Below are 22,315 nucleotides of genomic sequence, written 5' to 3'. Positions count from 1 at the left end.
ATCGGCGCCGGTACGTCGGAAATCCGCCGCATGATCATCGCCCGCGAGCTGATGCGCGACGACTTCAAGAGCGGTCTGTAATCACAAAATCCCCGGCCACGGCCGGTACAGACACGGAAGGCCATGGTGAACACCATGGCCTTCTTTTTTCCACTCTTTCCTTGACCGTCCAGGTTCCGTATGTTACAGGATGCCAGATTTTATTAAAGAATCTGATTCCTTACCTAGGCGGATGATGCAGCCGAAGAACCTCCCGATAACCCGATGGCGCCTCTCGGAAGTGGACCCAACCATCCAGGAAAAGCTGTCTTCGGAATTGGGACTCTCGCCCATCGTCTCTCAGATTCTAACCAGCCGCGACATTCTGGAGATCGACGACGCGAAGCGTTTCCTCTCCCCTTCCCTGGCAGACCTTCACAATCCCTACCTCATGAAAGACATGAGGAAGGGCGTCAACAGGCTGGTCAAGGCCTTTCGCAACCGGGAGAGCATTGTCATCTATGGCGATTATGACGCGGACGGGATCACCTCGGTCGTGCTTCTCCTGAAATTCCTCCGCACCATCGATCCGTCCGTCTCCTATCACATCCCGGATCGGATCGGAGAGGGTTATAGCCTCAACAGGACAGCCATCGACCGATTTAAAAATCAGGGCATCAACCTGATCGTAACGGTGGATTGCGGGATCTCCGATTTCGACGAAGTCGAGTATGCCAGGAGTCTTGGCATCGACACGGTCATCCTGGACCACCACGAGGTTCCTTCGACGCTGCCCAACGCCGCTGCCGTCATCAACCCCCACCGCAGCGACTGCCCATTTCCCTTCAAGGATTTGGCCGCCGTGGGAATTGCTTTCAATTTCCTGATCGCTTTGCGGGGAGTTCTCCGCGAGGAAGGCTTCTGGAACAGCCAGACTTATCCCAACCTCAGGCAATACCTCGATCTGGTGGCGCTCGGGACGATCGGCGACATCTCCCCCCTGATCGATGAAAACCGTATACTCGCAAAAATCGGTCTTGATTTGATCACGGAAGGACGTCGTACAGGCATCCGGGCCCTCAAGGAAGTCTGCGGAATCGACAGCCAGGCGGTCGATTCCACCAAAGCCTCCTACAACCTGATTCCCCGTATCAATGCGGCCGGCCGCATAGCATCCCCCCGGGAAGCCGTTGATCTGCTGATGACGGAAGACATGGAAGCGGCACGACAGTTGGCCCGACAGCTGGATGTCTACAACCGGCGCCGTCAGGATATCGAGCGGGAGATTCTGAGCGAGATTCTCAAGGAGATCGAAGACAATATGGATCCCGAGAATGCCCGTTCCCTCGTGTTCGCCTCCGCTCGCTGGCACCCCGGCGTGATCGGAATTGTGGCTTCGCGGCTGGTGGACCGATACTACCGCCCCGCCATTCTCATCAGCCTCAAGGACGGCATCGGCAAGGGATCCGGCCGCAGCATCGCCGATTTCGACATCTACCGGGGCCTTCAGCGCTGCGATTCGTTGCTCCTGTCCTACGGAGGTCACCGATTCGCGGCGGGCATCTCCATCCGGGAAGAACATATCCCCGATTTCAGGAACCTCCTCGAATCGGTGATCCTGGAAGAGACACAGGCCTCCGACATGGTCTCCCAGACATTCATCGACGCGGAATGCCGTCTCCAGGACATCACCCACAGCCTTCTCTCCCAGATCGAGACCCTTGCACCTTACGGCGCCAGCAACCCCGAACCCATCCTCTGCGTGCGCAACGTCAACGTTGTCTCCCCCTCCATTGTCGGCAACAACCATCTGCGTATGCGCATCAACAGCAGTGGAATTCACTGTAATTCGATCTGGTTCAGCAAAGGGCATTACCTGGAAACCATCACCGGACTGCCCATCGACATCGCCTTCACCCCCCAGATCAACACCTGGGGTGGCCTCTCGGACATTCAGCTCAAGATGCATGACATATCGATCTCGGTGTCGAACTGACCTCCACGCCAGTCACACCCATGTAAAAAAGGCAGGCCTGAGGGCCTGCCTTTCTCGTTCATCTGTCTTTCTTGCGCTTTCGCTATTTCTTCACGTCTGTGGAAACCGCCGGAGCCGAAGCCGGTTGGTCTTCCCGGACAGCCTTGGAAGGTGGCGTGTTGGAGGCCGGCGACGACGGGGTCGGTTGCACGCCGGCAACATCACTTACCTCGACGGCATAGGTGTTCTCGCTCCTGTACAGAATGGGATTGGCATTGTAATTTCTCGTAGGATCCATATCGAGGGCAATCCGCAGGATCTTGCCAGCGGGCACGGCCGTCGCCCGGACCCGCTTGATCATCGTACCTTGCACCTTCATCTCGGTCCATTCCTTCCGGATGGATGTCGTGTTGGTGATGTCCATGACGATTTTCGGCGCCTTCCCTTCAACGTAATAAATCGCAGGCATGTAAAATCGATTGAACTCCACCAGAATTGCCTCTTTGCCATCTGCCGTGACCTTGAACCGGATGGACTTCACCTCAACGTCCACGGTGTCGCCGTCGGTCTTCGGCTTCGGTGTCGCGGCGGCAGCCTCTTCCCCCTCCCTGCTCGGAAAGAGCCTCGGGGCATAGACGTAACCGAGGGCATATCGCTCGGAGCGCCGTGTCTCGGAGGGCTTGAAAATAGCGTACCAGTCGTCCTCGAGCAAGTCCGCTTTCACGGCCTGACCGGCCTGAAGCTGCCCTTTGAGACCTGAATTGATAGTCCGCTTGGCCCGGATGTTCGTCTTGGCATGAACGTACATGATGGTTCCCCACTTCGCCGGGGCCGCAAGAACTCCGTCCGCGGCGATAAAAGCGGGAACGACCAGCAGGAATAGCAGGACGGCTAGAATCTTTCTGATCATAACGACCTCCTTTGCGGTGATCCCAGCCATAACACATCTGCAGGTGCTTTTCCATCCTGTCGAGAGGTTTGTAATTATCCGTAAGCGCCTCAACTTTCCCGATTCTACCACCGCATCCACTTCCTGACTCCGAAGCTCTCTTCCAGGCCCGTTCTCCATGCTCCATTCTCTTTGACGACCTTGAGGACGACATCCCTGCTCGAGTCCTTGTGCCGGAGGAGAATGTCCGCTTCTTCGGCACCTGCTTTGCCCATTTTCCATATGCTCTCTATCAGTATGGAGTCCGGTTCAAATGTTTCCAGATAATTATGCCAGTAAGCAGTCGCATCAGGCCCCCCGGTAGCAAAATCCTCCTGAAGTTTTTTACCATCACACGTGACGTGAAAGGCCTTACAGGCCTTGAGTACGTCCCTGACGATTGCATCCTTTGATTTTTCACTGATGCTTTCCCAGACGTTCCCGTACCTCTTTTCATTCATAAGGATAAAGGTTCTCTCGGCTGCCGAGAGAATCGTCCCCTGCTCATCCAAAGAAAGTCGCGTCATCTGCACGGTCTGGCAGGAAACCAGTACCAACGCGAAACAGAGAGGCATTACGGGAATGAACCGCTTGTTTTTCCCAACGAAATGCAAGAGGTGTCTTCTCGCGCTTATTCTCCGGAAACATTTCACCATCTGCATACCGGAACGCGCTGAACACATAAAAAGTAGTCTGTTTTTTTCAGAAATCGCCCCCTGAAAACAGATTCATGGATTAAGCTCAATGATGAGTTGTTGTCGCATGAACCGGGACTGCAAGGGCATTGCTGCCGCCCCCACCACCGCCCGCTGCCGCAACCGCCAAGGCAGCCACCGCCACGGCTATCGCCACGCCGGCGGCAATGGTCCCCGCGCCGACGGTTATGGTCGCAGCCGTTCCTCCGGCCGCTCCCGCCGCCGCGGCAGCGGTTGCCGCCGTTGTAATCGCCGGTGCGGCCGATGCGACAGCCACAGCCGTCTGCCCCGCCGCCAGCGTAACCGATCCCTCTGCTGTGGTTACAAAAACAGATCCGGACAAACAGGTAACCGTTGTCGTCGGTACTCCGTCGGCTCCGATCACGACTGCAAATTCGATCATCGTTCCGATCATCCCCGCAACGGCAGTCGGGCCCTCCAGGTCGAAGGTGTTCTTACCCCCGATGAAGCGCTTCACGTCGGCTGCGATCTTGCCGTATTCCACGTAGATCTTCGCCGACCGGATTCCGCTCCTGAGGACGAATTTTTTCATGACGACGCGGCTGTTCCGGTCAACCGTGATCACCGTATCGTCCGCCAGCATCACCTTGACGGAGGCGTTCTTTCCCGTTTGTATGACGTCCCCCTCTTCCACCCCCGTCCCTGTTTCCGGCCTGGACATCACTCCGGTCCGGCTCAGGGTGACTTCTCCATTGACGAGAATGAACCGCCCCAACTGTGGGGCGGCAGACACGGAAGCCGGAATGAAGACTTGCATGAAAAAAATGACGGCAATCAGACAACGAATCCCAGCCCTGTTCATGATCTCCTCCCCATATGCGATCTTACGGATGCATCACGATACATTACAGACACTTACACTCACTAAAACACCTTGATGATGATCCCCGTCGTGGCGGCGATGTTCATGAGAATCTGTGCAATATCCCGGATCTCCCGGAGCCAGGCGATCCGCTCCAGTTTCTCCGGAACCACCACCACATCACCCGGTTCCATGGCATCGTCACGATCCGCAAATGGCGCCAGTTCCCATCGCTCCCGGCCGTCGCTCCAGCTCAGGTAACGATCGCCCGCCCTGATGGCGCTGCCATTAGCCTTCAGAATGAAGATGCTGTCCTCGTCCGCATACCTGCTGTATCCGCCGGAGAGACGGATGTAATCCCTGTAATCCAGGCGTTCCATGAACAGGTGGCTTGTCGGGCTCATCACGGCGCCCGCCACGTTCACAACGCTCGGCCGCGGCGGAAGGTAAAGGCTGTCGCCGTTTTCCAGCTCGATGTCATACGGACCGCCCTTGAGGACCCGCAGGTGTCCGAGCTGGATCGTCATTCGACCCGTTGCCTTCAACTGACGCAAGACCTCGACCAGCTTCTTCTTCTGCTCCAGCTCAATCTTCCTGGCCGCCACATCTTCGGCGGAGAGCAAAGAGGAAATGTTCGTCGCACTTCCGGAGAGGATCTCCTTTTCCATCCTCCGGGCCATGTCCTCCAGGCTGCTCTGCTGCAGCGACCGTACGCTCTCCCTCGTGAAGACGGCGCCTCGCAGATAGGCCTTTTCTGTGTATCCTCCGGCCCGCTCGATGAGGGATGACAGACGCTCGCCCTTCCGGAATGCATACTTCCCCTCGAAAAGAATCTCCCCCGAGACAGAGGCAAACTGTTCCGTACGCCAGTTGCTGATTCTCCTGACCAGAAGCCGGTCGAAGGGATTCAGCTCCTCATCGGCTCCGGGCTTTCCCTCAAGCACGTCATTCAAACGGATCTTTTTGTGCTGCAGAATTCCTATCTTTCCTTCTTTCACCGTTTGCGACGAAAGTTCGGCTTCTTCCCGGTAGGCCGACTCCAGCAGGCCGCCGCCCTTGAAGACAAGGTCGCTGACTTTCATGCCTTTTGTGTATACATGGATTCCGGGCCGGCTTACCTCTCCTTCGATATAGACATACTGACGCTGTATTTTTTCCCATATGGAATGAACGACGATACGGTCCTTCGGCAGGACGGCGTGGTTTTCCCGCGGGTCGCCGGACATGGCCTTTCCCACGTGGAAGTAAAGGGTTTCGTACTCCCGGTCACTGTTGAAGCGGACGACCTCCCCCGTTTCCAGGTCCGCATCGGGCGTCAATCCGCCCGCACCGAGGATGGCGTCCCGGACGTGCAGGTTCTCGGCGACCGGGAACCGGCAGGCAGCGGTGAACTCCTTCTCCACGTCGCTGATTTGTTCCAGATAGCCGGACATGTTCATCTTTCGCATCTCCGCTGCTGCTTCCCGGAGATCTTCCTTCGGGTCATAACGGCCTTTCTTCTTCAAACGATCGGAAATAGCGAGCACGCGCTCCGCCAGCAGTTTCTGATGGTCGCGTTCCAGATCTTCCCCGATTCTCTGAATTCGGATGGCCTGCGCCGACCAGTTTTTCTTCCGGTCTGCAGTCCCTTGTTTTGTTCCAGGGATAATTTCCAGGCCATCGCCGGTGAGATCGGCAATTTCAAGGCAGTCTCCGCGGATTTCTCCTTCAATGGTGGCAAACGGCCTGTCCTGGAACATCCAGCGGGAAAATACGAACACCCGGTCCTCGGGCCTCAGTTCGATATTGTCGGCCTCGTCCTTTTCAATAAAAAGGCGATGCAGGCTGAAGGGCACCAGCAGCGTGCTCCGTTCGGGCGGCTGGATTCTCTTGATCAGCGCATACTCAAAAAAGGTTTCGTCCTTAAGGTTGTCGACTCCATGGATGAGGTCCCGCACCCTCATTCCAGGCTTGTATTCGAATTTGCCGGGCTTGTGGACATTCCCCTCCAGGTGGACGGCGTTCCGGTCGATGTCGACGATGGAGAAGACACGCACCAGATCTGCGTCCTGCATATGGAACCTGTCGGAGTTCCTGATCTCCCGGTCGCTCAGGTCGATGACGACCTGCCGTTCGTTGTTCTGTACCCTCGATACCTGGATCTGCTGCATATAGGCCGACGGAATGATCCCCCCCGCCAGAGCGAAGACTTGATTCAGGTCCGTTGTATCCTTGATTTCGTAAATAGCCGGACGACGCACATTGCCCGCTATGCCCACGATCGGCCCCACCACCGGTACGAACACCACGTCGTCCCGCTGAATAGTCATGTCGTTGGACCGGTCCCCTTTCAGGAAAAGGTCATAGAGGTCAAAAGACCCCGCGATCCTTCCCTTCCGGCGAAGCTGGATTTTTCGCATCGATCCGATGTCCGTCGGGCCGCCCGCCATGAGCAGAGCATCGGTGATCGTCGCCAGAGAGCCGATGGTGTAAGCTCCGGGCCGTCGTACATCGCCCAGGACGAAGATGGGGATCGTTTTCAGCGAGCCCATGGAAATATCGACACTGGCGCCGACGATCTGCTGGGCCTGGGCGATCACCTTCTTGGACATTTCCTCGAAGGTCATGCCGGCCACAAAGATCGGGCCGATCTGGGGCAGCATGATCTTTCCGTCCCGGTCGACAACGAGGTTGTGCTGACCATTCACACGGCCCCACAATAGAATCTTCACCTCGTCTCCAGGCCCGACAACATAGTTCATCGGAACGGGGACGTCTTTCCGGTCCGTTGTCATGCCGACCGCGGCATCCCGGAAAAAGTCGTAGCCGAAAGGATTCAGATCCGTTGACACGTCCTGAAACCGCCCGGCCGGTCGCGACCGTTCGAAAAGGCCTTTTTTTTCCGGTTTTGAAGATAGTCCCGGCCTGTTCCGGTTCCCCTGAAGCAGCGCCGTATTCCCATTCCCGGCGGCGGCGGGCTCCATGCCGTTGCCAAGACTGGAAAGCTGATTCTTCAAGATCTGGCATTGCTGCAGTGTGAGGTTCTTTTGCCGGCAGACGGCGTCAATCGACAGGTCTTGATCCTGTGACTGTCCTGTATTCAGGGACCCATTCAGGAATCCATTGTTGGAACCGTTCAGGCCATTCGACGAAATGCCCGAAGCCGTGATCCGCTTCTTCAGTTCCTGGCACTGCTGCGGTGTGAGGTTCTTCTGCCGGCAGACGGCGTCGGCCGACAGGTCCTGTGCCGGGCAGGACCAGGCTGACAGCAGGAAGAACATCAAGATGAAGAGAATCGATTCAACGGACCGATTTTTCATTCTCTCGCTCCTTCAGAAAATTTTTCCAGCCTTCCAGATTTTCCAGGACAAACACGGTTGCAACGGCGATAGACAGGGAAAGAAACAGGCTCACCAGAACGATCCGGGCCCGTTTCGGCTTGAACTTCCTATCGGGCGCCCTGGGCGGGTCGATGACCTTGAAGGCGAAGTTTTCCTTCGCTTCCACGGTCATGGATCGCTCGATCTGCTGGGCGATCATGTTGTAGATGTTCTGCCGGATGAACGGGTCGGCCGTCTTGTCGAGCTGCTCCTCGAGATACTTGCGGTTCACCAGGACCACCCGCCGCGCCTCGCTGCTCATGTGGTCGTTCAGGGCGGTCAGGAAATACTCCACGATTTTGGCAGCCGTGTCGGGGTCCGGGCAGGCGACGGCAATCGTGATGGAGTTTTCATCGAGATTGTTCTTCACGGTCACCATGTCGTCGAGTTTTCGGAGGCCGTCCCAGGTGTCGGGGATTCCATCGACTTTCTCCAGCCTGCACGGCACCGGTCCCGGTTGCAGCATCCGAACGGCTTTGTCGACATAGGTGAGCGGGTTCAGGCTGATGCCGCCGAGAAATCCCTTTTCCCAGCGATTCCGTTTCCAGTCCCATTCGTCCGGAAACAGCACGGGCAACAGATTGTTTCTCTCGATGACCTTTTCCCTCAGGACGTTTGAGTTCAGAAAATTCATGATGTCATTGGCGCTGGCCGGCGTGCCCAGGAGCGATCCCCCGGCGAGACCTCCGAACTGCTGCGCCAGTGTCGACAGGGTCCCGCCGGAATCTTTCCCGGCGATGGGTGAAATGACCGCCGTCGCCTGGTAAACGTCTTGCATCAACAGGGTCGACACAACGGTCAGTATCAGGACCGCCAGGATGAACCGGCCGATGAACCGCTTCCGTCGCTTGACGACCAGCCAGAAGTCCATCAACTGGATCATGGCGTCATCTTCGGGAGCCCTGTGCCCCGGTTGTGATTCTTCACTCATTGCATCTTCCTCACGGATAACCATTGCACCCCTTCCTCCGGTTTCCGGGATAACGTCCTGCTCGACCATCGATCCTTTCCGTCACTGGATCATCCGCCGGTCCATGTCCGTGAACGTCCTCACGCTGCGGCCGATAAAGTCGAAGAGGCTCCCCTGGTGCGCAATGTCCTGCGCCACATCCCTTGTCCAGGGGGAAAGCGCAAAGCTGTATGACGACCTCGAATCCCGGCCAAGGAAAAGGCGTATCGGGATCGAAACGGCGATCCCCTTGTCGTGGTATCCCCGGTTGTAGCTGTCCGTGAAGACAGAGGTGTCGGAAATGCCGTACCAGGCGGAAAGGACCACGCCGTGAAAACTCTTCGAGAGGGTCACCCGCACGCCGTTGTCTCCCGCCAGAAACCTCCCGGCCTTCACGTCGATATTCGCGTCCAGTTCCGGGATGTTCAGGCGGGTGTTGAAAAAACCCGTCGTATAATAATCCTTGTAATCGTTCTCCTTGAACCGGAAGGGATTTTTCGGGTCCCGCTTTCTTACCGCACTCCCGCCCGCACCGATGAGCAGCCGCCCCCCGAAAAGCGGCTTTGCGATCTCCGCATCGATACCGGTGTACTGGATCTCCAGGAGCCCGGCGGACAGCCGGCTGTAGACTTCCTTCTCGCCCTTCCATATCTGGCTGACCAGTAAGCCGCTGAGGCTGACTTTTTCCCCGATGTAGTCCACCAGGTCCGTCCTTACGGCGTTCGAGGAGGGGGTATTGGGAGAAGAAATCGTGTTGGCGGGAATCGTTTCCGCCGAAACCAGAAGGGAGCTCCCCGGCCACGGCGAGAAGCTGACCCAACCGCTCAGGCCGAAGCGGTACTTGAAGAAGCCTGAAGGATCGTTCAGGTAGGTCCTGAAATCGGGTTTCAGTCCATAATCGAAATCATCCACATGCTTCGTCTCCGTCTTCAACCGTTTCCGCACGTCCGCCCTCAGTTCAGACACCTGCAGGAACTCATCGAGGTTCAATTGTTTCGTGGCATACAGCCGGATGTCCTCGCGGGTTGTCGAGAAGGATGTCATCGGAATGCCCTGCCGCGTAAGAAGGACGTGCACGCCCTGTATTTCCGGAGACGCAATTTGATCCACGGCCCGGAGGACAACTCCCAGGGCCTTCATGTCGTAGAAGTATCTTTGGTTGGCTGCCTGAACCCACAGATCGCCCCCGGATTCCAGGACCGCGATATTGCTGAAACCGGACCGGGAAAGCGCTCCCGTCAGCCGTTCTGCAAGCGGCCTCGACCGCATCTCCAGGATTTCCCTCACGGGCGGATCCGCGATAGGGAGCAGAGGCCGGCCGATATCAAACGTGAAATTCAGGTTGGCCCCGATCGTGTCTCCCCGCTGGTAGCTCAAAACCGCCTCCGCCCAGTCCCAGGGCCTGATCCGCAGGCCATAGTTCAATTTCGAAGGTACGGCCTCTCTGAAATATGCAGAATTCGCCGGATCTCGTCCGTGTGTGTGATAGGGAGTCGGATCGTATTCGACCATCACAGAAAGCCAGTCGACGGGGGAGAACTCGACACCCCAGAAATAGTTCGTGTCACTCCACCACTGCCCGGGATTGCTGAAGATTTCGGATTTGACGGAATCACCGGAACCGACATCGGTCAGTTCCTGTGTTCCAAAGCGCCCGTTGGCAAAGCCGAAGGTAAAGTCGAATGGATAGATCTGCTTGCTGGCGACAACATACTGAGAACTATAGAGTCGGGTTCCATGGGGATCCATCAGGCCGAGGGCGAGTGCCGGCAGGAACTTCGTCTCCGCCAGGATTCGGCATTTTACGTCCAGGGCCTTGTCCTTGTAATTGCCGTATTCCGGACTGTCGGCAAATCCCCGGACCCCGATCACCTCCGTGATCCGCCCGTTGATTTCGAGGCCCTTGAGAGGGCTCACGGCACCGTAGTAATACCGGTATGGATGAACCTGGGATGCCCCGATCCGGTAAGTCCCCTCTCGCATGAGCCGGGCCGTCGGAACTGCCATCAATCCCGTGCCGCCCCAGTTTGCGGCCCCCGAAAAGGGCTCGTCCGCACCGATTGATCTGCCCGGCATGAGCCACAGCAAAACCAGGAAAAGAAACAACACCGCGGTCGGGAGAGGTCCGCCATCGCTCCTCACTACTTCGCGCCCGCCTCTTTGCATTCCTTGACGGGCCGATTCAGGGGGCTACAGATGCCCTCGGCATCGAGCCCCCATATGCCGATGCCGGTCATGGACCCGCAGGAGGACGACACATTCACCGTCGTGAAGACCTCCGGCCGGACGACCTTCCAGATCATTACTTGCCCCCCCTCGCCAGCAGCATCGTCCGAACCGTTCTCAGCAGAATATACAGATCCAGCGATATCGAGGCGTTTTTCATGTAGTAAAGGTCGTACTCCAGCTTGGCCAGTGCGTCCTCAACCGTTGCCCCGTGGGGATAATTGATCTGGGCCCAGCCGGATATGCCCGGCCGGATGAAGTGCCTCAGTGAAAAATAGGAAACCTTCCGCTCGAATTCTTCGACCTCCTCCTCCATCAGCGCCCGGGGTCCCACCAGGCACATGTCTCCGCGAAGCACGTTCCAGAACTGGGGCAGTTCATCCAGCCTGTATTTCCGTATGACTCCCCCCACCCGGGTAATCCGCGGATCATCCTCCCGTCCCGCGTTTTCCCGCATGGAGTCCGTTCCCGCCGTCATGGTCCGGAACTTGACCAGATTGAACGGCACACGGTTCAACCCGATTCGTCGCTGGCGATAGAAGACGGACCCCTGGGACTCCATTCGGATGGCCAGGGCAATAAACAGCATCACCGGCGACAGGATTACCAGCGCGGCCAAAGAAAGAACCACTCCCAGGATTCGCTTGAGCCTCCGGTTGTAGATAGTCTTCCGGACTCCCGAAAGCGGCACCTGGGCCAGCCAGATGTCGCTCATGCCGCTGACGGGGAGCTTCTCCAGCACCCGCTCATAGAACCCCGGGACATCGTACACCACGACGCCCAGCATCTTTGCCTCAATGAGGGCTCTGTAGGACTCGGGGCTGACCCCTCTTTTCGTGTTTACGACAATCTCGTCAAAGGCATCTTCTTCCACAAGACTCCCGATCCGATCTTCCCATCCTTTCTGCAGGGTCAATGCAACCGCATAATCCGGCCGCCGTCCCAGCGCCTGCCGCAAGGTCTCCGCCGTTTCCTCGCAACCCAGCACCGCCACCCGGAACGCTTTGGTCATATTCATCATTACCCGGTCGAAAAGCATCGACCAGCCGAGGGCGAGAACGAACACGATGAATCCCTGGACAGAGAGAACCCGCATTCCGTAGGGCCGCTCCTGAAACACAAAGGATCCCGTCGCGATCACGATAACGACCGTAATCTGCGCCGGAACAAAGCGCATGAGGAATCGCATCCTGCTGAACGGAAGTTCGAGGTCGTATAGATCATACAGGAAGAAAACCAGCAGATACGTGAGGATGGTGAACAGGTTCAGGCCTGTAAAGACATGGCTTTGCGATGGATGCAAACCGTGCAGAACGAGCGGTGTCAGATAGAAGGACAGCATGACAATCAGTGCATTGCCTGCCAGCAGAAGCCCCTGTCTTTTTCTCATGTTAAGCAGCATTTATTCCTGCAGCAAATAAGAACATGAAATCCGTATGTTTTGTGACCCATGTTGCGCATGAATAAGATGGATTTCCGCAAACAATGGCGACCGAAAAGGTTGTTGCAAATATCCGGCGCGGGAATCCGCAGGGCATTCTCCAAATCCTGAATACGTCATGGCATATCCAGTTCGATGAACAGCCTCTGCTTCAGGACACATTATAAGGTTCCTGATTGTTTTATCGGGTTTACAGGGGAGAGAGGATTCTACAAACGCTCATGGAACTTCTGAGAATCGCATCTGGGTTGGACACATACCAGGAATTTGGGACATTTCAATGCCTGTTGATCAACTGAATAACGCATATAGAATTTAGGCTCAATCTAAGCGTTGAATGCTCGATCCACTCAAGAAGGTCCTGATATTTTTGTGTAAATAGTTTGACCCGGATCTCCAATATACATGACCACGGAACGCGGCCATCAGGAACGAAATATTGCGAAGCCGAAATGATTAAAACGAATCCCGAAGATCTGATCATTGCAGACGGTCTTCTCAGGTCGCCGGCAAAATGGCTGTTTGTGAAAGTCCTTGATCGTGCTTGAGGCTACGATCCGGCAGATCGAACATGGTCTCAAGCAGGGAATAAAAAAAACCGCAGCTCTGTAACGGCAAATGCTTGGGAAAATCAAAGGCGATCTTGGAGGGATCCCGATCGTAGTTCCGCACGATCGGAACGGGGGTTTCACCCTTCAGATTTTATGCTGTGCAAACGGGATTAAGTTCCTGATTTTCCGTCGGCTCCGGCAGATCGTCGGCGGAAAAACAAAAAGGCCGTCGCTGAAACGGCGATTAAAAAGATGGTTGCCGCAACCGCTATCCCGGTGATGGATGCCGGATTCTCTTCAACGGCAAGCGTAGTCCTGAGCAGCCGACTGTCGTGTTCGCTCGACGTCTCGTACCTTATCAGCACGGATACCGGATGCCCGCCCCGAATGGATCGATCCGCTCTCAGCGGGATCTCTTCCCGGCGCTCCTCACCCGGGCCCATCTCAACGCGCATCTCCTCCCGATCAGCAGCCACACCATCGGGAAGATACAGCGAAATGACGGGCTGAACGGGTATGTGTCGCAAATTTTTCAGCATCAGGGAAAGGGTTGCACCGGACGTGCCAAAGGCTCTCCACTGCACCGCCGGCATTCCCTCCGATACCGAAAGTCCCGGCATTTCGGCCATGCCCGATGTAACCGATACGGTTCTTTCCTCAAGAGTCTCCTGCGCTTCCTGCACTTCCGGTTCTTTCCTGACAAGCCGGAATGCATGGAAGGAATGGACCCGGTGCGGCAGGCCGTTCTGCTCGTGGAAGTCCAGCCGGGTGACAAGGATATAGCGACCCGGCTTGAGGCCTTCCAGGCTGAATTCCACCCGCTGGTTCCGGTGTTTGCCGGCATGAATGTCACCCAGGGGATCCGAACGCCTGGTGTCATTGGCCAATGAAGACGTTATGGAAACATTGTAGACGGTTTCCTCGCCTGTATTGGCTGCCGAGCAAACCGCCGCCAGCCTTGCCGGCTCCAGCATTACTCTCGCTTCCAGTTTCATGGACGGCATGCCTGCCGTCACCGCCTTCGGAATCAGCAGCAGGAGCAGCAGGACAGAAACCTTTGCAAGGCTTGGCAAGGGGTTCATCTTCTTCCTGGATCAACGATAGGAGAGCAAACGGGCATCAGTCCTTTGTCACACATCCTCTCTCCCGGCAGAGGACGGCGATAATGCGGTCCGCGGCGTGACCGTCCCAGATCGGTGGGCAGGTGCCGCGGCGGGAGCGGCCGTCGAGGGCGCGAATGGCTTCCGCTTCGATTTTGTCCGGATCGTCATGAACCAGCACGTTGGTACCCTCCGTCAGGGTAATGGGCCGCTCCGTCGTATCTCGAAGGGTTACGCAGGGAACATTAAGGATCGTCGTCTCCTCCTGGATCCCCCCGGAATCGGTGAGAACCACAGCAGCGTGGGCCATCAGGTTCAGGAAATCCAGGTAACCCAGGGGCTGGAACGCATGAAGGAAACCATCGGGCTCTACGCATATTCTTTCCAGGCCCTCATGAAAAACGAAGGCTGCCCCGAAGCCATGGGCCACAACCTGCTTGCGGGTCCGCGGGTGCAAGGGAAAGAGGACCGGGAGACGGCCGGCCACGCGCCGGAGGCCTTCGAGAATGCGCGCCAGGGACTCGCGGCTGTCCACGTTCGCCGGGCGATGGAGCGTGACGAGGGCATAGGGGACCACTTCGCTCGACGCGGTTGCACTCCCCGAAAAACCGTGGCTCCGTCCCTCCGTTTTCAAGCCCAGAACATCAAGGATCGATGTCTTTTTCGCCTGCTCCAGATGGTACAGGAGGCTGTCCACCATGATGTCGCCCACCAGGTGGATTTTCTCTTTCTGGACACCCTCGCGGAGCAGGTTTTCGTCACCGTCGGGCGAGGGGGTGAAGAGGTAGTCGGAAACGGCATCGGTAACGAGTCGGTTGATCTCTTCCGGCATGGTTCGATCGAAACTGCGCAACCCCGCTTCGACGTGAGCCACCGGGATGTGAAGCTTCACGGCGGCAAGGGCGCAGGCCATGGTGGAGTTGACGTCGCCGACGACAAGGACCAGGTCGGGCTTTTCCCGGAGCAGGACTTCCTCAAAGGCGATCATGACGCGCCCCGTCTGCTCCGCATGGGAACCGGAACCGATGCCCAGATGGACGTCCGGCGCGGGGATCCCGAGGTCGCGGAAAAAGGACTCCGACATGTTCTCATCATAGTGCTGGCCGGTGTGGACGAGGATCGGCCGGATACCGCCCTGCTTTTCAATCGCCCGCATCAGGGGCGCGATCTTCATGAAATTCGGCCTTGCCGCCGCCACCAGCACCCACTTTACAATATCCGAGGACATTATCTATTCATAACCTCTCTTGATTCTTCATTATAACTTTTTGCCCCCCGGCATTGCCGGATCGCATGGATGAGATCTCAACACCTCGACCGAGCAAACCGGATCATTTCTCTCATATTTCGAGACATTCGGTAAGCAGGATTCTCATCACGCCCCCGGTTTCCGGAATGAAAAACGGGAATGGCCGAGCCAGCTTGCCAGCACGGTTACGGGGAGGACCAAAGCACCCGCGATTTTGGGGTCGATCCCGAACACCTCCACAAAGATGGGGAGTGACACAAGACCCACAACGATGCTGACCAGATAGGTCGAAAAGAAACGAAGGAACTCGGGAACCAGCGCCCATCCGCGGGCTTCCGATCGGAATGTTATGTATTTATGGAAGATATAGGCGTTCAGGATGGCCAGGAAGTTCGACAGGACCGCCGCCGACATGTAAGCGACGGCACGGTTCGCAAAGATCCGTTCGAACAGCCAGTCCAGGGCGACGTACACGCCATAGCCGAAGACGGTGTTCCAGATGCCGACAAGAACAAACCGGATTTTCACTCCGTGGCGTGAAAAGGGCTCACCCGTCATGGCAGGATGCAGATCCGTACAGCGAAGATCAAGCGGACCATGATCAATAGTTCAGGTAACAGAACGCGGAGAACGGGTCCTTTCCGGTCAGTCAAAGTTGATGCGCTCCTTCTCGATGACCAGTGGCCTCTTGAGCACCTGGGTGTGGATGGCGCCGATGTATTCGCCCACAATACCGATGAAGAAAAGCTGGACCGATGAGAAGAAGAACAGGCCAATCACAAGCGGCGCGATCCCGACGGAAAAGCTGTCCCAGAAAACAAGTTTATAGACGAAATAGCCGAAGGCGACCAGGAGGCTCAGGATGGCCACGCCAAACCCCGTCATGGTGGCGAGGCGCAGGGGAAGCCTCGAGTGGTTGACGAAACCGGTCATCGCAACGTCGTACAGGGTGAAGAAATTATTCTTGGACCGCCCCTGCCGGCGAGGCGGCTGGTCGAACAGCACCGCAGCGCGGCGGAAACCTATCTCGCCGACCAGCCCTCGAAAATAAGGGTATGAATTCTTGTACAGCGCGAGGGCATTCATGAACTTGCGGTCATAGAGGCCGAAGCCCGTGAAGCCGCGGACGATGTGGTCGGACTCGGAAAAGCGGGACAAGAGGTAGTAATAGAAGCTCCGGACCATCGACAGGACGGCGTTCTCGGCTGTCTTCCGTTTCACTGCGATGACGACTTCATGGCCCTCTTCCCACTTCTTCACGAATTCCGGAATCAACTCCGGAGGATTCTGCAGGTCCGAAGTGATGGCGACGACGGCGTCCCCGGTAGCTTGGAGAAGGGCGTGGAACGGGGAGCGGATCTGGCCGTAGTTGTTCGCGTTCAGGATCACTTTGAACTTTCTGTCGCCGCCGGCCAGGCGGCGCAGGATCTCCTGGCTACCATCGGTCGAACAGTTGTCCGCCACAATGATCTCGTAATCATACCCCGGCAGCTGCTCGAAAACCTTCATCAGCCGGTCGTAAAACGGCTGCAGGTTGCCCTCTTCGTTGTAACACCCCGCGACGACGCTGATGGTCTTCCTGCTCAGGCTCATGCGGAACGTTCTCCTGAATTTCCCAAGGATATGATTTTGTTCTGCAATCCCATATGCCGGATCTCAGCCGCGATCTCGTCGCCGAAAACCGCCGCTGCGATCAGAATGGTGCGGGTCATTCCCGCATCGAGGATGGCCTGGGGGGAATGGACCGCTCTTCCGCCGATCCGGGTCCCCTGCTTGTGCGGGTCATTGTCCACGATCAGGACGATGTTGCACCGGCCGAGACTCGAGTCGGCCAGAAGACGGCTCGTGTAATTCCCGGCCCCCCAGACGATCACTTCTTCTCCCGTTTCCGCCAGTTCGTCAAGGACCCGGTGGATTCCCGCCCTCTTCTTCGTCTGCTCGATGTAGTGCACGACGGCATTTCGCGCGTATGACCGCATGTCGCCGGCGGTTTGCCCCGCATTCTCGTAAACGCAGAAGATCATCGGCTGCGTCGTTCGTGCCAGCGTGATGGTTGTCTTGAGGAACGTGCTCATGTGAAAACCGTGCTGAAGTCCCAGGTTGATGAGCGACGTCTCCTCGAAGTGATTGATGTGCTCGATGTTGAAGTAATCAAAGGGTACGGCATCGAAAAACCGGTACCGCGAAGCGTCGGGAACGCAGACGAACAGTTGACCACCGTGCTTCAGCAGCCTCTTCGCCGTATCCATCACGCCGCCGACGTCGCAGATGTGCTCCAGAACCCCGGAAAGCACGGCGCCGTCGTACGCCCTGTCCGTGGAAACGGAGAAGATGCTGCTGATGGTTCCCGGGATGCCCTTTTTCCGGAGAGCCGAGACGCACGCCTCGGACGGATCCAGGCCCGTCAGGTCCGACAGCCCGCGTTTCTGCAATTCCAGGAGCAGCAGGCCGTTTCCGCAGCCGATGTCGATGATGCTGTCCGTCCGGTCGCGGATGAACGAATCGATCCATGCAGCCCGGTCGGCGTAGAGGGAGCTCTCGGGGCAGGTATAGTTCATGTCGTACCGTGACATGTCCGCATAGTACCGGTCATAGGCATCCTGTCCGGCGGGTGTATCCGCATAGACGAACCCGCACCGGCCGCAGGCGACGACGTCATATGCCGCGGGCAGGGGGTGGTTCTCCGGCAGAACGAATTCCTGCGTATGGAGGCGCTCGGCGCCAACCTCATTCCGGCAGACGGGACAGGGTCTCATCAGCTGGTTCTTGATCATGCGTGCCTGCCCGCCCTACAGCGCATACAGCACCGTTTCGGTCTGGTTTTCCGTGTAGTGTCTCATGTGAAACCGGTACTGCGGGTCGAAAGATTTGATCAGGAGCAGGAGGTCGAAGAGGTCCTCCCGCTTGTGATAGACGGAAACGGCCATTTTGGGCCTCCACTTCCGGATGGTCTGCTCGGCGCCCCGAATGGCGTTGTTTTCCGCTCCCTCGATATCCATGGAAATATAGGTCACCCGGCGGCCGCCGAGCACGTTGTCGATTGCGTCCACTTCGATGGAGTTTGCCGGAATGTCGGCAGCGGAACGCTCCGAGATGCGCGACCCTCCCTCGCGCCCATCGTGAAAACTCAGGAAGGCATGCCTGTCCCAGGCCCCCTTGTTGTGCAGTTCCACTTTCCGGATGCCGTGCTCCTCAATGGTTTTCCGGAGCATGTCCAGCGTCCGCCCATCCGGCTCGAACGCGATGATCCCGCCGTATTTCCCCTTTGTCCTGCTCGCGAATTCGACGATCGCCCGGCCCCGGTATGCGCCGACGTCCAGGTAAACCTCGTCTTCGGCCAGACGAATCACGTCTTCGTCAAAGTACTCGGACGGGGACAGGATCCGTCGGTAGAGATCGAAGTCGCCGGACAGCTTGGCGTTGAGAACGTGCACGAACACATTCCGCGATACGTCGTCCGCCAGGGAGGCGTATGCCTCTTCGAACTGCTCCTTGTGTTCCCGAACATACGGATAGTCGATCTTTTCCCCGCAGACCTCGAAGCCTTTGATGTACCAGACAGGGTTCCTCTCCCCGGCGGCGGCCAGCTGTGCAAAGATCGGATCCCGGTACTGGATGCCCGTCGCCACCACGACATGGTAGCGGCCCTGCTCCCGGGCGAAGCGCTCCTTCAGTCCGTCGTACCCGTACACGGGGAGCCCGAGATGCAGTGTTCCCTGCTTGGCCGGATCGTTGTCGCAGAAACACACCGGATCGATCCCGTTCTGACGCAGATAGGTCCAGACACACCAGGCGATCTCGCCGGCCCCCCAGAGCACAACCGGATCCCCCGAGGCCCTGATCGCATCGAAGATGTCCTTCTCGGCGTGCCGGACGTCCCGAATCTGGTCCATCAGCTTCACGAGCCACCTCCCGTCTTGCGCTCCCCCGCCCCCAGCAGCTTTCCCACGTCAAAGCCGTCGATGTTGTCCAGGGTGTAGTGATCGCTGAGGTAAAAATCGCAGCGGGCGCAGGATTCGTTCCCCTGTTTGAGGCCCATGAGCTGCATCTTCTGGAACTCATACCAGGGCTCGGAATGCCAGATCTCCTGCAGGCTATGGTCGTCCACACGACCCAGGTTCGTGCCGCCGATGAAATCCACACAGCAGGGGGAGACGTCTCCGTTGCTGCGGACCGCCATCGTCGTGAACGCCATGGGGCAGGCGACCCTCGGAGTCCGGTTCCTCCGGAGGTCCGCCAGGACGGTCTGCGCGTCCTGCCGGTAATAGTCCCGGATAAAGTCGGCCCCCTCCACCCTGATCCAGCAGTGCGGCTTGTCCAGGTACACCTCGTCGGCCACGTCCCGGTACATCTCGAAGAACCGTTCGTTCTCGTCGCCGTAGGCGTCCAGCATCTTGCAGCTCACGAAGGGCCGCTCCGATCCCTCACGCCGCTTGATTTCCTGGAGAACCCGCAGGTTCTCGTGGATGGTGCGGATGTCCAGGCCCGAACCGGTGACGGCCTTGTGCCTCCCCTGCTCGGATGCGTAGATGGACACCCGCGCATAGTCCAGTTGGTGCTCCACCCATTTCTCGGCGATCTCCCGGGTCAGGAGGGAGGCGTTGGTGGTGGTCTCCATCCGCTCCGCGACATCCGCCTCCCTGGCCATGCCGAGCATCTCGCAGAAATCCCGGTTGACGAGCGGCTCGCCGTAAAGGCTCAGCTTCAGCACCTTCAGCTTCGGCCCCGGCCAGGCCGCCAGCTGCTCCATGACCCGCCGGAAGCGCGCCATCGGCATATTTCCCCGGGTGCGGGTGAAGTAGGATTCCGCCTTGATGCTCTGAAAGCACTGGATGCACTTGAAGTTGCACAGGCTCGACGGCTCGATGAGCACCGTGAAGGGCTTTTGCAGAGGCATGACCTCCCTGAGGTTCTGCCGGTCCGAATTTTTCAGGCTGGTGTATCGGATCACGGTCGCAGTTTCTCCACGGGGAATCCGTCCACGCTGTCCTCTTCCGGGAACAGCTTGAACCAGTCGCAGCGGGCGCAGATCCGGTTCTCATGCTTCCGGCCTTCCAGGAGCATCTTGCGGAACTGATACATGCTCTCCCCGTCCCACAACTCCCGGAGAGTGCTTTCGCGGGCACTGCCGATCTTCGTCCCTTTCGCGGGATCGTGGGTACACATGAGGCAGTCGCCGATGTTGTTGATCACCATGGCCATGAAGGGGCGCGAACAGGCGATGCGCCCCCTGTCCAGCCCTTCCGCATATTCACGCTTCGCCTGCGTCTCCTTTTCGCTGTCGTGATAATACATCCTGACCAGGTCGTTCCCGCTGTACCGGGTGGCGTTGTGGACCTTCTCCAGCCCGACCTCGTCGGCAATGCCGCGATACATCCCGAAGAACGTGTCGTTCTCCGGACCGTACGTGTCGAACATTTTCACAAAGATGTGCGGTTTGTGGGCTCCACGGGCGTCGCGCATCGCCCGCAGCCGCCGGATGTTGTCCCGGATGGTCTCCACGGTGCAATTCGACCGGGTCACCTCCCGATGGCGCCCGTTCTCCGCCGCGTAGATGGAGAAGCGGATGATGTCCAGCCCGCAGTCGATCAGTTTCGCCGAGATCTCCTCCGTCAGCAGGGAGCCGTTGGAAAACGTGTCCACCCGCTCGGCGACATGGGCCTCCTTGGCAAGGTGCACCATCTCGCAAAATTCCGCATTCACGAAAGGCTCGCCCAGCATGGCGAGCCGGAGCAGCTTCAGCGGCGGCCCGTCCCACTCCGCAAGCTCGCGGATGAGCTTCCGGTACAGGTCCATCTCCATGTTCCGGAGTGGTTTCAGGTCGTTTCGCGTGTTCTCGCTACCGTGCACGCAGGGGGTGCAGCGGAAATTGCACAGGTTTGTCGGCTCGACGAACAGGGAGAGGGGCTTCCTGAGCGGCAGCCGGTCGCGGAGCGGCTGCCGGTCATGGGAAATGATCGTGAACTCGCTCATCTGACAAAGTCCTCCTCCCCGAAGACCTCGGTCCAGGGGACGGGAAGCGGCTTTCCGTAGAATTTCGCCATGTATTTTTCGATGAAATTCCGGTCCTCCCCGGAGAGGCAGAGCGGATTGTACTCTTTGAAGTGCCGGATGCGCATCCCCCTCTCCAGGATGGCGGCGAGGCTCTCCTCGAAGATGCTGCCGAGGGAAATGTGGATGAAGCCGCACGGGAGGATGTCGCCGTACTGGGTCAGGTGCAGGTTGGACTGGACGCTCCCGCAGCCCCGGTCGATGCCGTAGGTCGGAAACGTGTCGCGGTGCAGGGACGGGTACTGCCTGTGCACCTCACGCATGTAGGCGGCATCCTCCTCGTCGATCAGCATGTCGTGCCGGCCCTCCCATTCGCCGACGGCGTGGGCGATCATGACGTCCACCACAAACCCGTGCTCCTGGGCAAACTTCGCCATCTGCACGGTCCGGTCGGTCCGGCAGTTCTCGTGGGTGATGCACGTCTGGATGACGACGCTGAGACCCGCATCCTTTGCGTTGAACAGGGCGGCCATGGCCTTCTTGTATGCGTTGTTGTTCCGGCGATTTTCGTTGTGCATCCGCTCGTCGAAGTCGTCGATGCTGATCTTGACCTTGTCCAGACCCCAGGATTTGAGGTTCCTTGCCATCTCCGGCGTCAAGAAGTAACCGTTCGTGCTCATGGACAAATGGAACTTGTCCGGCTGCAGCGCCTGGATGACCTCATCCAGGTCCTTCAGGATCAGGGGCTCCCCGCCGGAGAGGACGAGCTGGCACAGACCGATCTCATGGGCCTCGTCGGTGAAGCGCTTCATGTCCGGGGGGGAGAGGGAGCGGTCCTTCTTCGTGAAACGGGTGGTGAAGCAATGGCGGCACTTGAGATTGCAGGCCCGATTGTAGCAGATGTCCACCACCGGCGTCGCCATTCCTGCTTTGAAGCGCTCGTCGAGCCGGATGATTTTCTCGTATACCAGAGGCTTTTCCCTTCTGAGTTTTTCCCTCCGGGCGGCCTCGATCTCCTTTTTTGCCTTCGTGGCTTCCATGACCCGCTC

General features: G+C 57.9%; 18 protein-coding genes. 1 reads left to right on the top strand and 17 read right to left on the bottom strand.

Annotation, left to right across the window (positions count from 1 at the left end; translation table 11 throughout):
- The first annotated feature begins 232 nt into the window (after window positions 1-232).
- Complete coding sequence (gene recJ / locus HPY65_07625; protein NPU84343.1) at window positions 233-1,975, top strand: single-stranded-DNA-specific exonuclease RecJ; 1,743 nt, start codon at window positions 233-235, stop codon at window positions 1,973-1,975.
- Between the two features lie 82 nt (window positions 1,976-2,057).
- On the opposite strand, the gene HPY65_07620 is transcribed toward recJ, so the two are convergent.
- The 17 genes from HPY65_07620 to HPY65_07540 form a co-directional block, all read right to left on the bottom strand.
- Window positions 2,058-2,864 (bottom strand): hypothetical protein, encoded by an 807-nt coding sequence (locus HPY65_07620; GenBank protein ID NPU84342.1) that lies wholly within the window; start codon window positions 2,862-2,864, stop codon window positions 2,058-2,060.
- Between the two features lie 104 nt (window positions 2,865-2,968).
- On the bottom strand, window positions 2,969-3,496 hold the full coding sequence (locus HPY65_07615) for a hypothetical protein (protein ID NPU84341.1): 528 nt from the start codon (window positions 3,494-3,496) through the stop codon (window positions 2,969-2,971).
- A 127-nt stretch (window positions 3,497-3,623) separates the two neighbouring features.
- Window positions 3,624-4,400, bottom strand: a complete 777-nt coding sequence (locus HPY65_07610) for a FecR domain-containing protein (protein NPU84340.1) — start codon at window positions 4,398-4,400, stop codon at window positions 3,624-3,626.
- Between the two features lie 62 nt (window positions 4,401-4,462).
- The gene (locus HPY65_07605; protein ID NPU84339.1) at window positions 4,463-7,699 is read right to left on the bottom strand and encodes a hypothetical protein; all 3,237 of its coding nucleotides are present in this window, start codon (window positions 7,697-7,699) and stop codon (window positions 4,463-4,465) included.
- A complete protein-coding gene (locus HPY65_07600) occupies window positions 7,680-8,690 on the bottom strand; it encodes a hypothetical protein (GenBank protein ID NPU84338.1) in 1,011 nt (336 codons plus the stop codon). Before HPY65_07600 ends, HPY65_07605 begins: the two co-directional genes overlap by 20 nt.
- Window positions 8,691-8,771: 81 nt before the next feature.
- Entirely contained in the window at window positions 8,772-10,715 is a 1,944-nt protein-coding gene (locus HPY65_07595; protein NPU84337.1) for a hypothetical protein, read from the bottom strand.
- Between the two features lie 134 nt (window positions 10,716-10,849).
- A complete protein-coding gene (locus HPY65_07590; protein NPU84336.1) occupies window positions 10,850-11,011 on the bottom strand; it encodes a hypothetical protein in 162 nt (53 codons plus the stop codon).
- The gene (locus tag HPY65_07585; protein ID NPU84335.1) at window positions 11,011-12,324 is read right to left on the bottom strand and encodes a sugar transferase; all 1,314 of its coding nucleotides are present in this window, start codon (window positions 12,322-12,324) and stop codon (window positions 11,011-11,013) included. Before HPY65_07585 ends, HPY65_07590 begins: the two co-directional genes overlap by 1 nt.
- A gap of 772 nt (window positions 12,325-13,096) precedes the next feature.
- A complete protein-coding gene (locus HPY65_07580) occupies window positions 13,097-14,008 on the bottom strand; it encodes a hypothetical protein (GenBank protein NPU84334.1) in 912 nt (303 codons plus the stop codon).
- Window positions 14,009-14,045: 37 nt separating this feature from the next.
- Entirely contained in the window at window positions 14,046-15,254 is a 1,209-nt protein-coding gene (wecB, locus tag HPY65_07575; protein ID NPU84333.1) for a UDP-N-acetylglucosamine 2-epimerase (non-hydrolyzing), read from the bottom strand.
- A 147-nt stretch (window positions 15,255-15,401) separates the two neighbouring features.
- Window positions 15,402-15,833, bottom strand: a complete 432-nt coding sequence (locus tag HPY65_07570) for a GtrA family protein (GenBank protein ID NPU84332.1) — start codon at window positions 15,831-15,833, stop codon at window positions 15,402-15,404.
- An 87-nt stretch (window positions 15,834-15,920) separates the two neighbouring features.
- Window positions 15,921-16,868, bottom strand: a complete 948-nt coding sequence (locus tag HPY65_07565; GenBank protein NPU84331.1) for a glycosyltransferase family 2 protein — start codon at window positions 16,866-16,868, stop codon at window positions 15,921-15,923.
- The gene (locus HPY65_07560; protein ID NPU84330.1) at window positions 16,865-18,049 is read right to left on the bottom strand and encodes a class I SAM-dependent methyltransferase; all 1,185 of its coding nucleotides are present in this window, start codon (window positions 18,047-18,049) and stop codon (window positions 16,865-16,867) included. The genes HPY65_07565 and HPY65_07560 overlap by 4 nt, the downstream gene beginning before the upstream one ends.
- A gap of 15 nt (window positions 18,050-18,064) precedes the next feature.
- A complete protein-coding gene (locus HPY65_07555) occupies window positions 18,065-19,177 on the bottom strand; it encodes an FkbM family methyltransferase (protein ID NPU84329.1) in 1,113 nt (370 codons plus the stop codon).
- Window positions 19,174-20,226, bottom strand: coding sequence for a radical SAM protein (locus HPY65_07550; protein NPU84328.1), 1,053 nt, complete (start codon window positions 20,224-20,226; stop codon window positions 19,174-19,176). The genes HPY65_07555 and HPY65_07550 overlap by 4 nt, the downstream gene beginning before the upstream one ends.
- Window positions 20,223-21,248, bottom strand: a complete 1,026-nt coding sequence (locus HPY65_07545; GenBank protein ID NPU84327.1) for a radical SAM protein — start codon at window positions 21,246-21,248, stop codon at window positions 20,223-20,225. Before HPY65_07545 ends, HPY65_07550 begins: the two co-directional genes overlap by 4 nt.
- Complete coding sequence (locus tag HPY65_07540) at window positions 21,245-22,306, bottom strand: radical SAM protein (GenBank protein ID NPU84326.1); 1,062 nt, start codon at window positions 22,304-22,306, stop codon at window positions 21,245-21,247. The genes HPY65_07545 and HPY65_07540 overlap by 4 nt, the downstream gene beginning before the upstream one ends.
- Between the last annotated feature and the right edge of the window lie 9 nt (window positions 22,307-22,315).

It is taken from the genome of Syntrophaceae bacterium (assembly GCA_013177825.1).
Taxonomy (GTDB): domain Bacteria; phylum Desulfobacterota; class Syntrophia; order Syntrophales; family PHBD01; genus PHBD01.
The sequence above is the reverse complement of the archived record's forward strand: the minus strand, read 5'-3'. Positions and strand labels throughout refer to the sequence as shown.

Coding starts and splice junctions, on each gene's coding strand:
- HPY65_07580 (NPU84334.1), bottom strand. CDS start 14,008: ATGAACCCCTTGCCAAGCCTTGCAAAGGTTTCTGTCCTGCTGCTCCTG.
- HPY65_07540 (NPU84326.1), bottom strand. CDS start 22,306: ATGGAAGCCACGAAGGCAAAAAAGGAGATCGAGGCCGCCCGGAGGGAA.
- HPY65_07600 (NPU84338.1), bottom strand. CDS start 8,690: ATGAGTGAAGAATCACAACCGGGGCACAGGGCTCCCGAAGATGACGCC.
- HPY65_07620 (NPU84342.1), bottom strand. CDS start 2,864: ATGATCAGAAAGATTCTAGCCGTCCTGCTATTCCTGCTGGTCGTTCCC.
- HPY65_07545 (NPU84327.1), bottom strand. CDS start 21,248: ATGAGCGAGTTCACGATCATTTCCCATGACCGGCAGCCGCTCCGCGAC.
- recJ (NPU84343.1), top strand. CDS start 233: ATGATGCAGCCGAAGAACCTCCCGATAACCCGATGGCGCCTCTCGGAA.
- HPY65_07560 (NPU84330.1), bottom strand. CDS start 18,049: ATGATCAAGAACCAGCTGATGAGACCCTGTCCCGTCTGCCGGAATGAG.
- HPY65_07595 (NPU84337.1), bottom strand. CDS start 10,715: ATGGCAGTTCCGACGGCCCGGCTCATGCGAGAGGGGACTTACCGGATC.
- HPY65_07570 (NPU84332.1), bottom strand. CDS start 15,833: ATGACGGGTGAGCCCTTTTCACGCCACGGAGTGAAAATCCGGTTTGTT.
- HPY65_07610 (NPU84340.1), bottom strand. CDS start 4,400: ATGAACAGGGCTGGGATTCGTTGTCTGATTGCCGTCATTTTTTTCATG.
- HPY65_07565 (NPU84331.1), bottom strand. CDS start 16,868: ATGAGCCTGAGCAGGAAGACCATCAGCGTCGTCGCGGGGTGTTACAAC.
- wecB (NPU84333.1), bottom strand. CDS start 15,254: ATGTCCTCGGATATTGTAAAGTGGGTGCTGGTGGCGGCGGCAAGGCCG.
- HPY65_07605 (NPU84339.1), bottom strand. CDS start 7,699: ATGAAAAATCGGTCCGTTGAATCGATTCTCTTCATCTTGATGTTCTTC.
- HPY65_07585 (NPU84335.1), bottom strand. CDS start 12,324: ATGAGAAAAAGACAGGGGCTTCTGCTGGCAGGCAATGCACTGATTGTC.
- HPY65_07590 (NPU84336.1), bottom strand. CDS start 11,011: ATGATCTGGAAGGTCGTCCGGCCGGAGGTCTTCACGACGGTGAATGTG.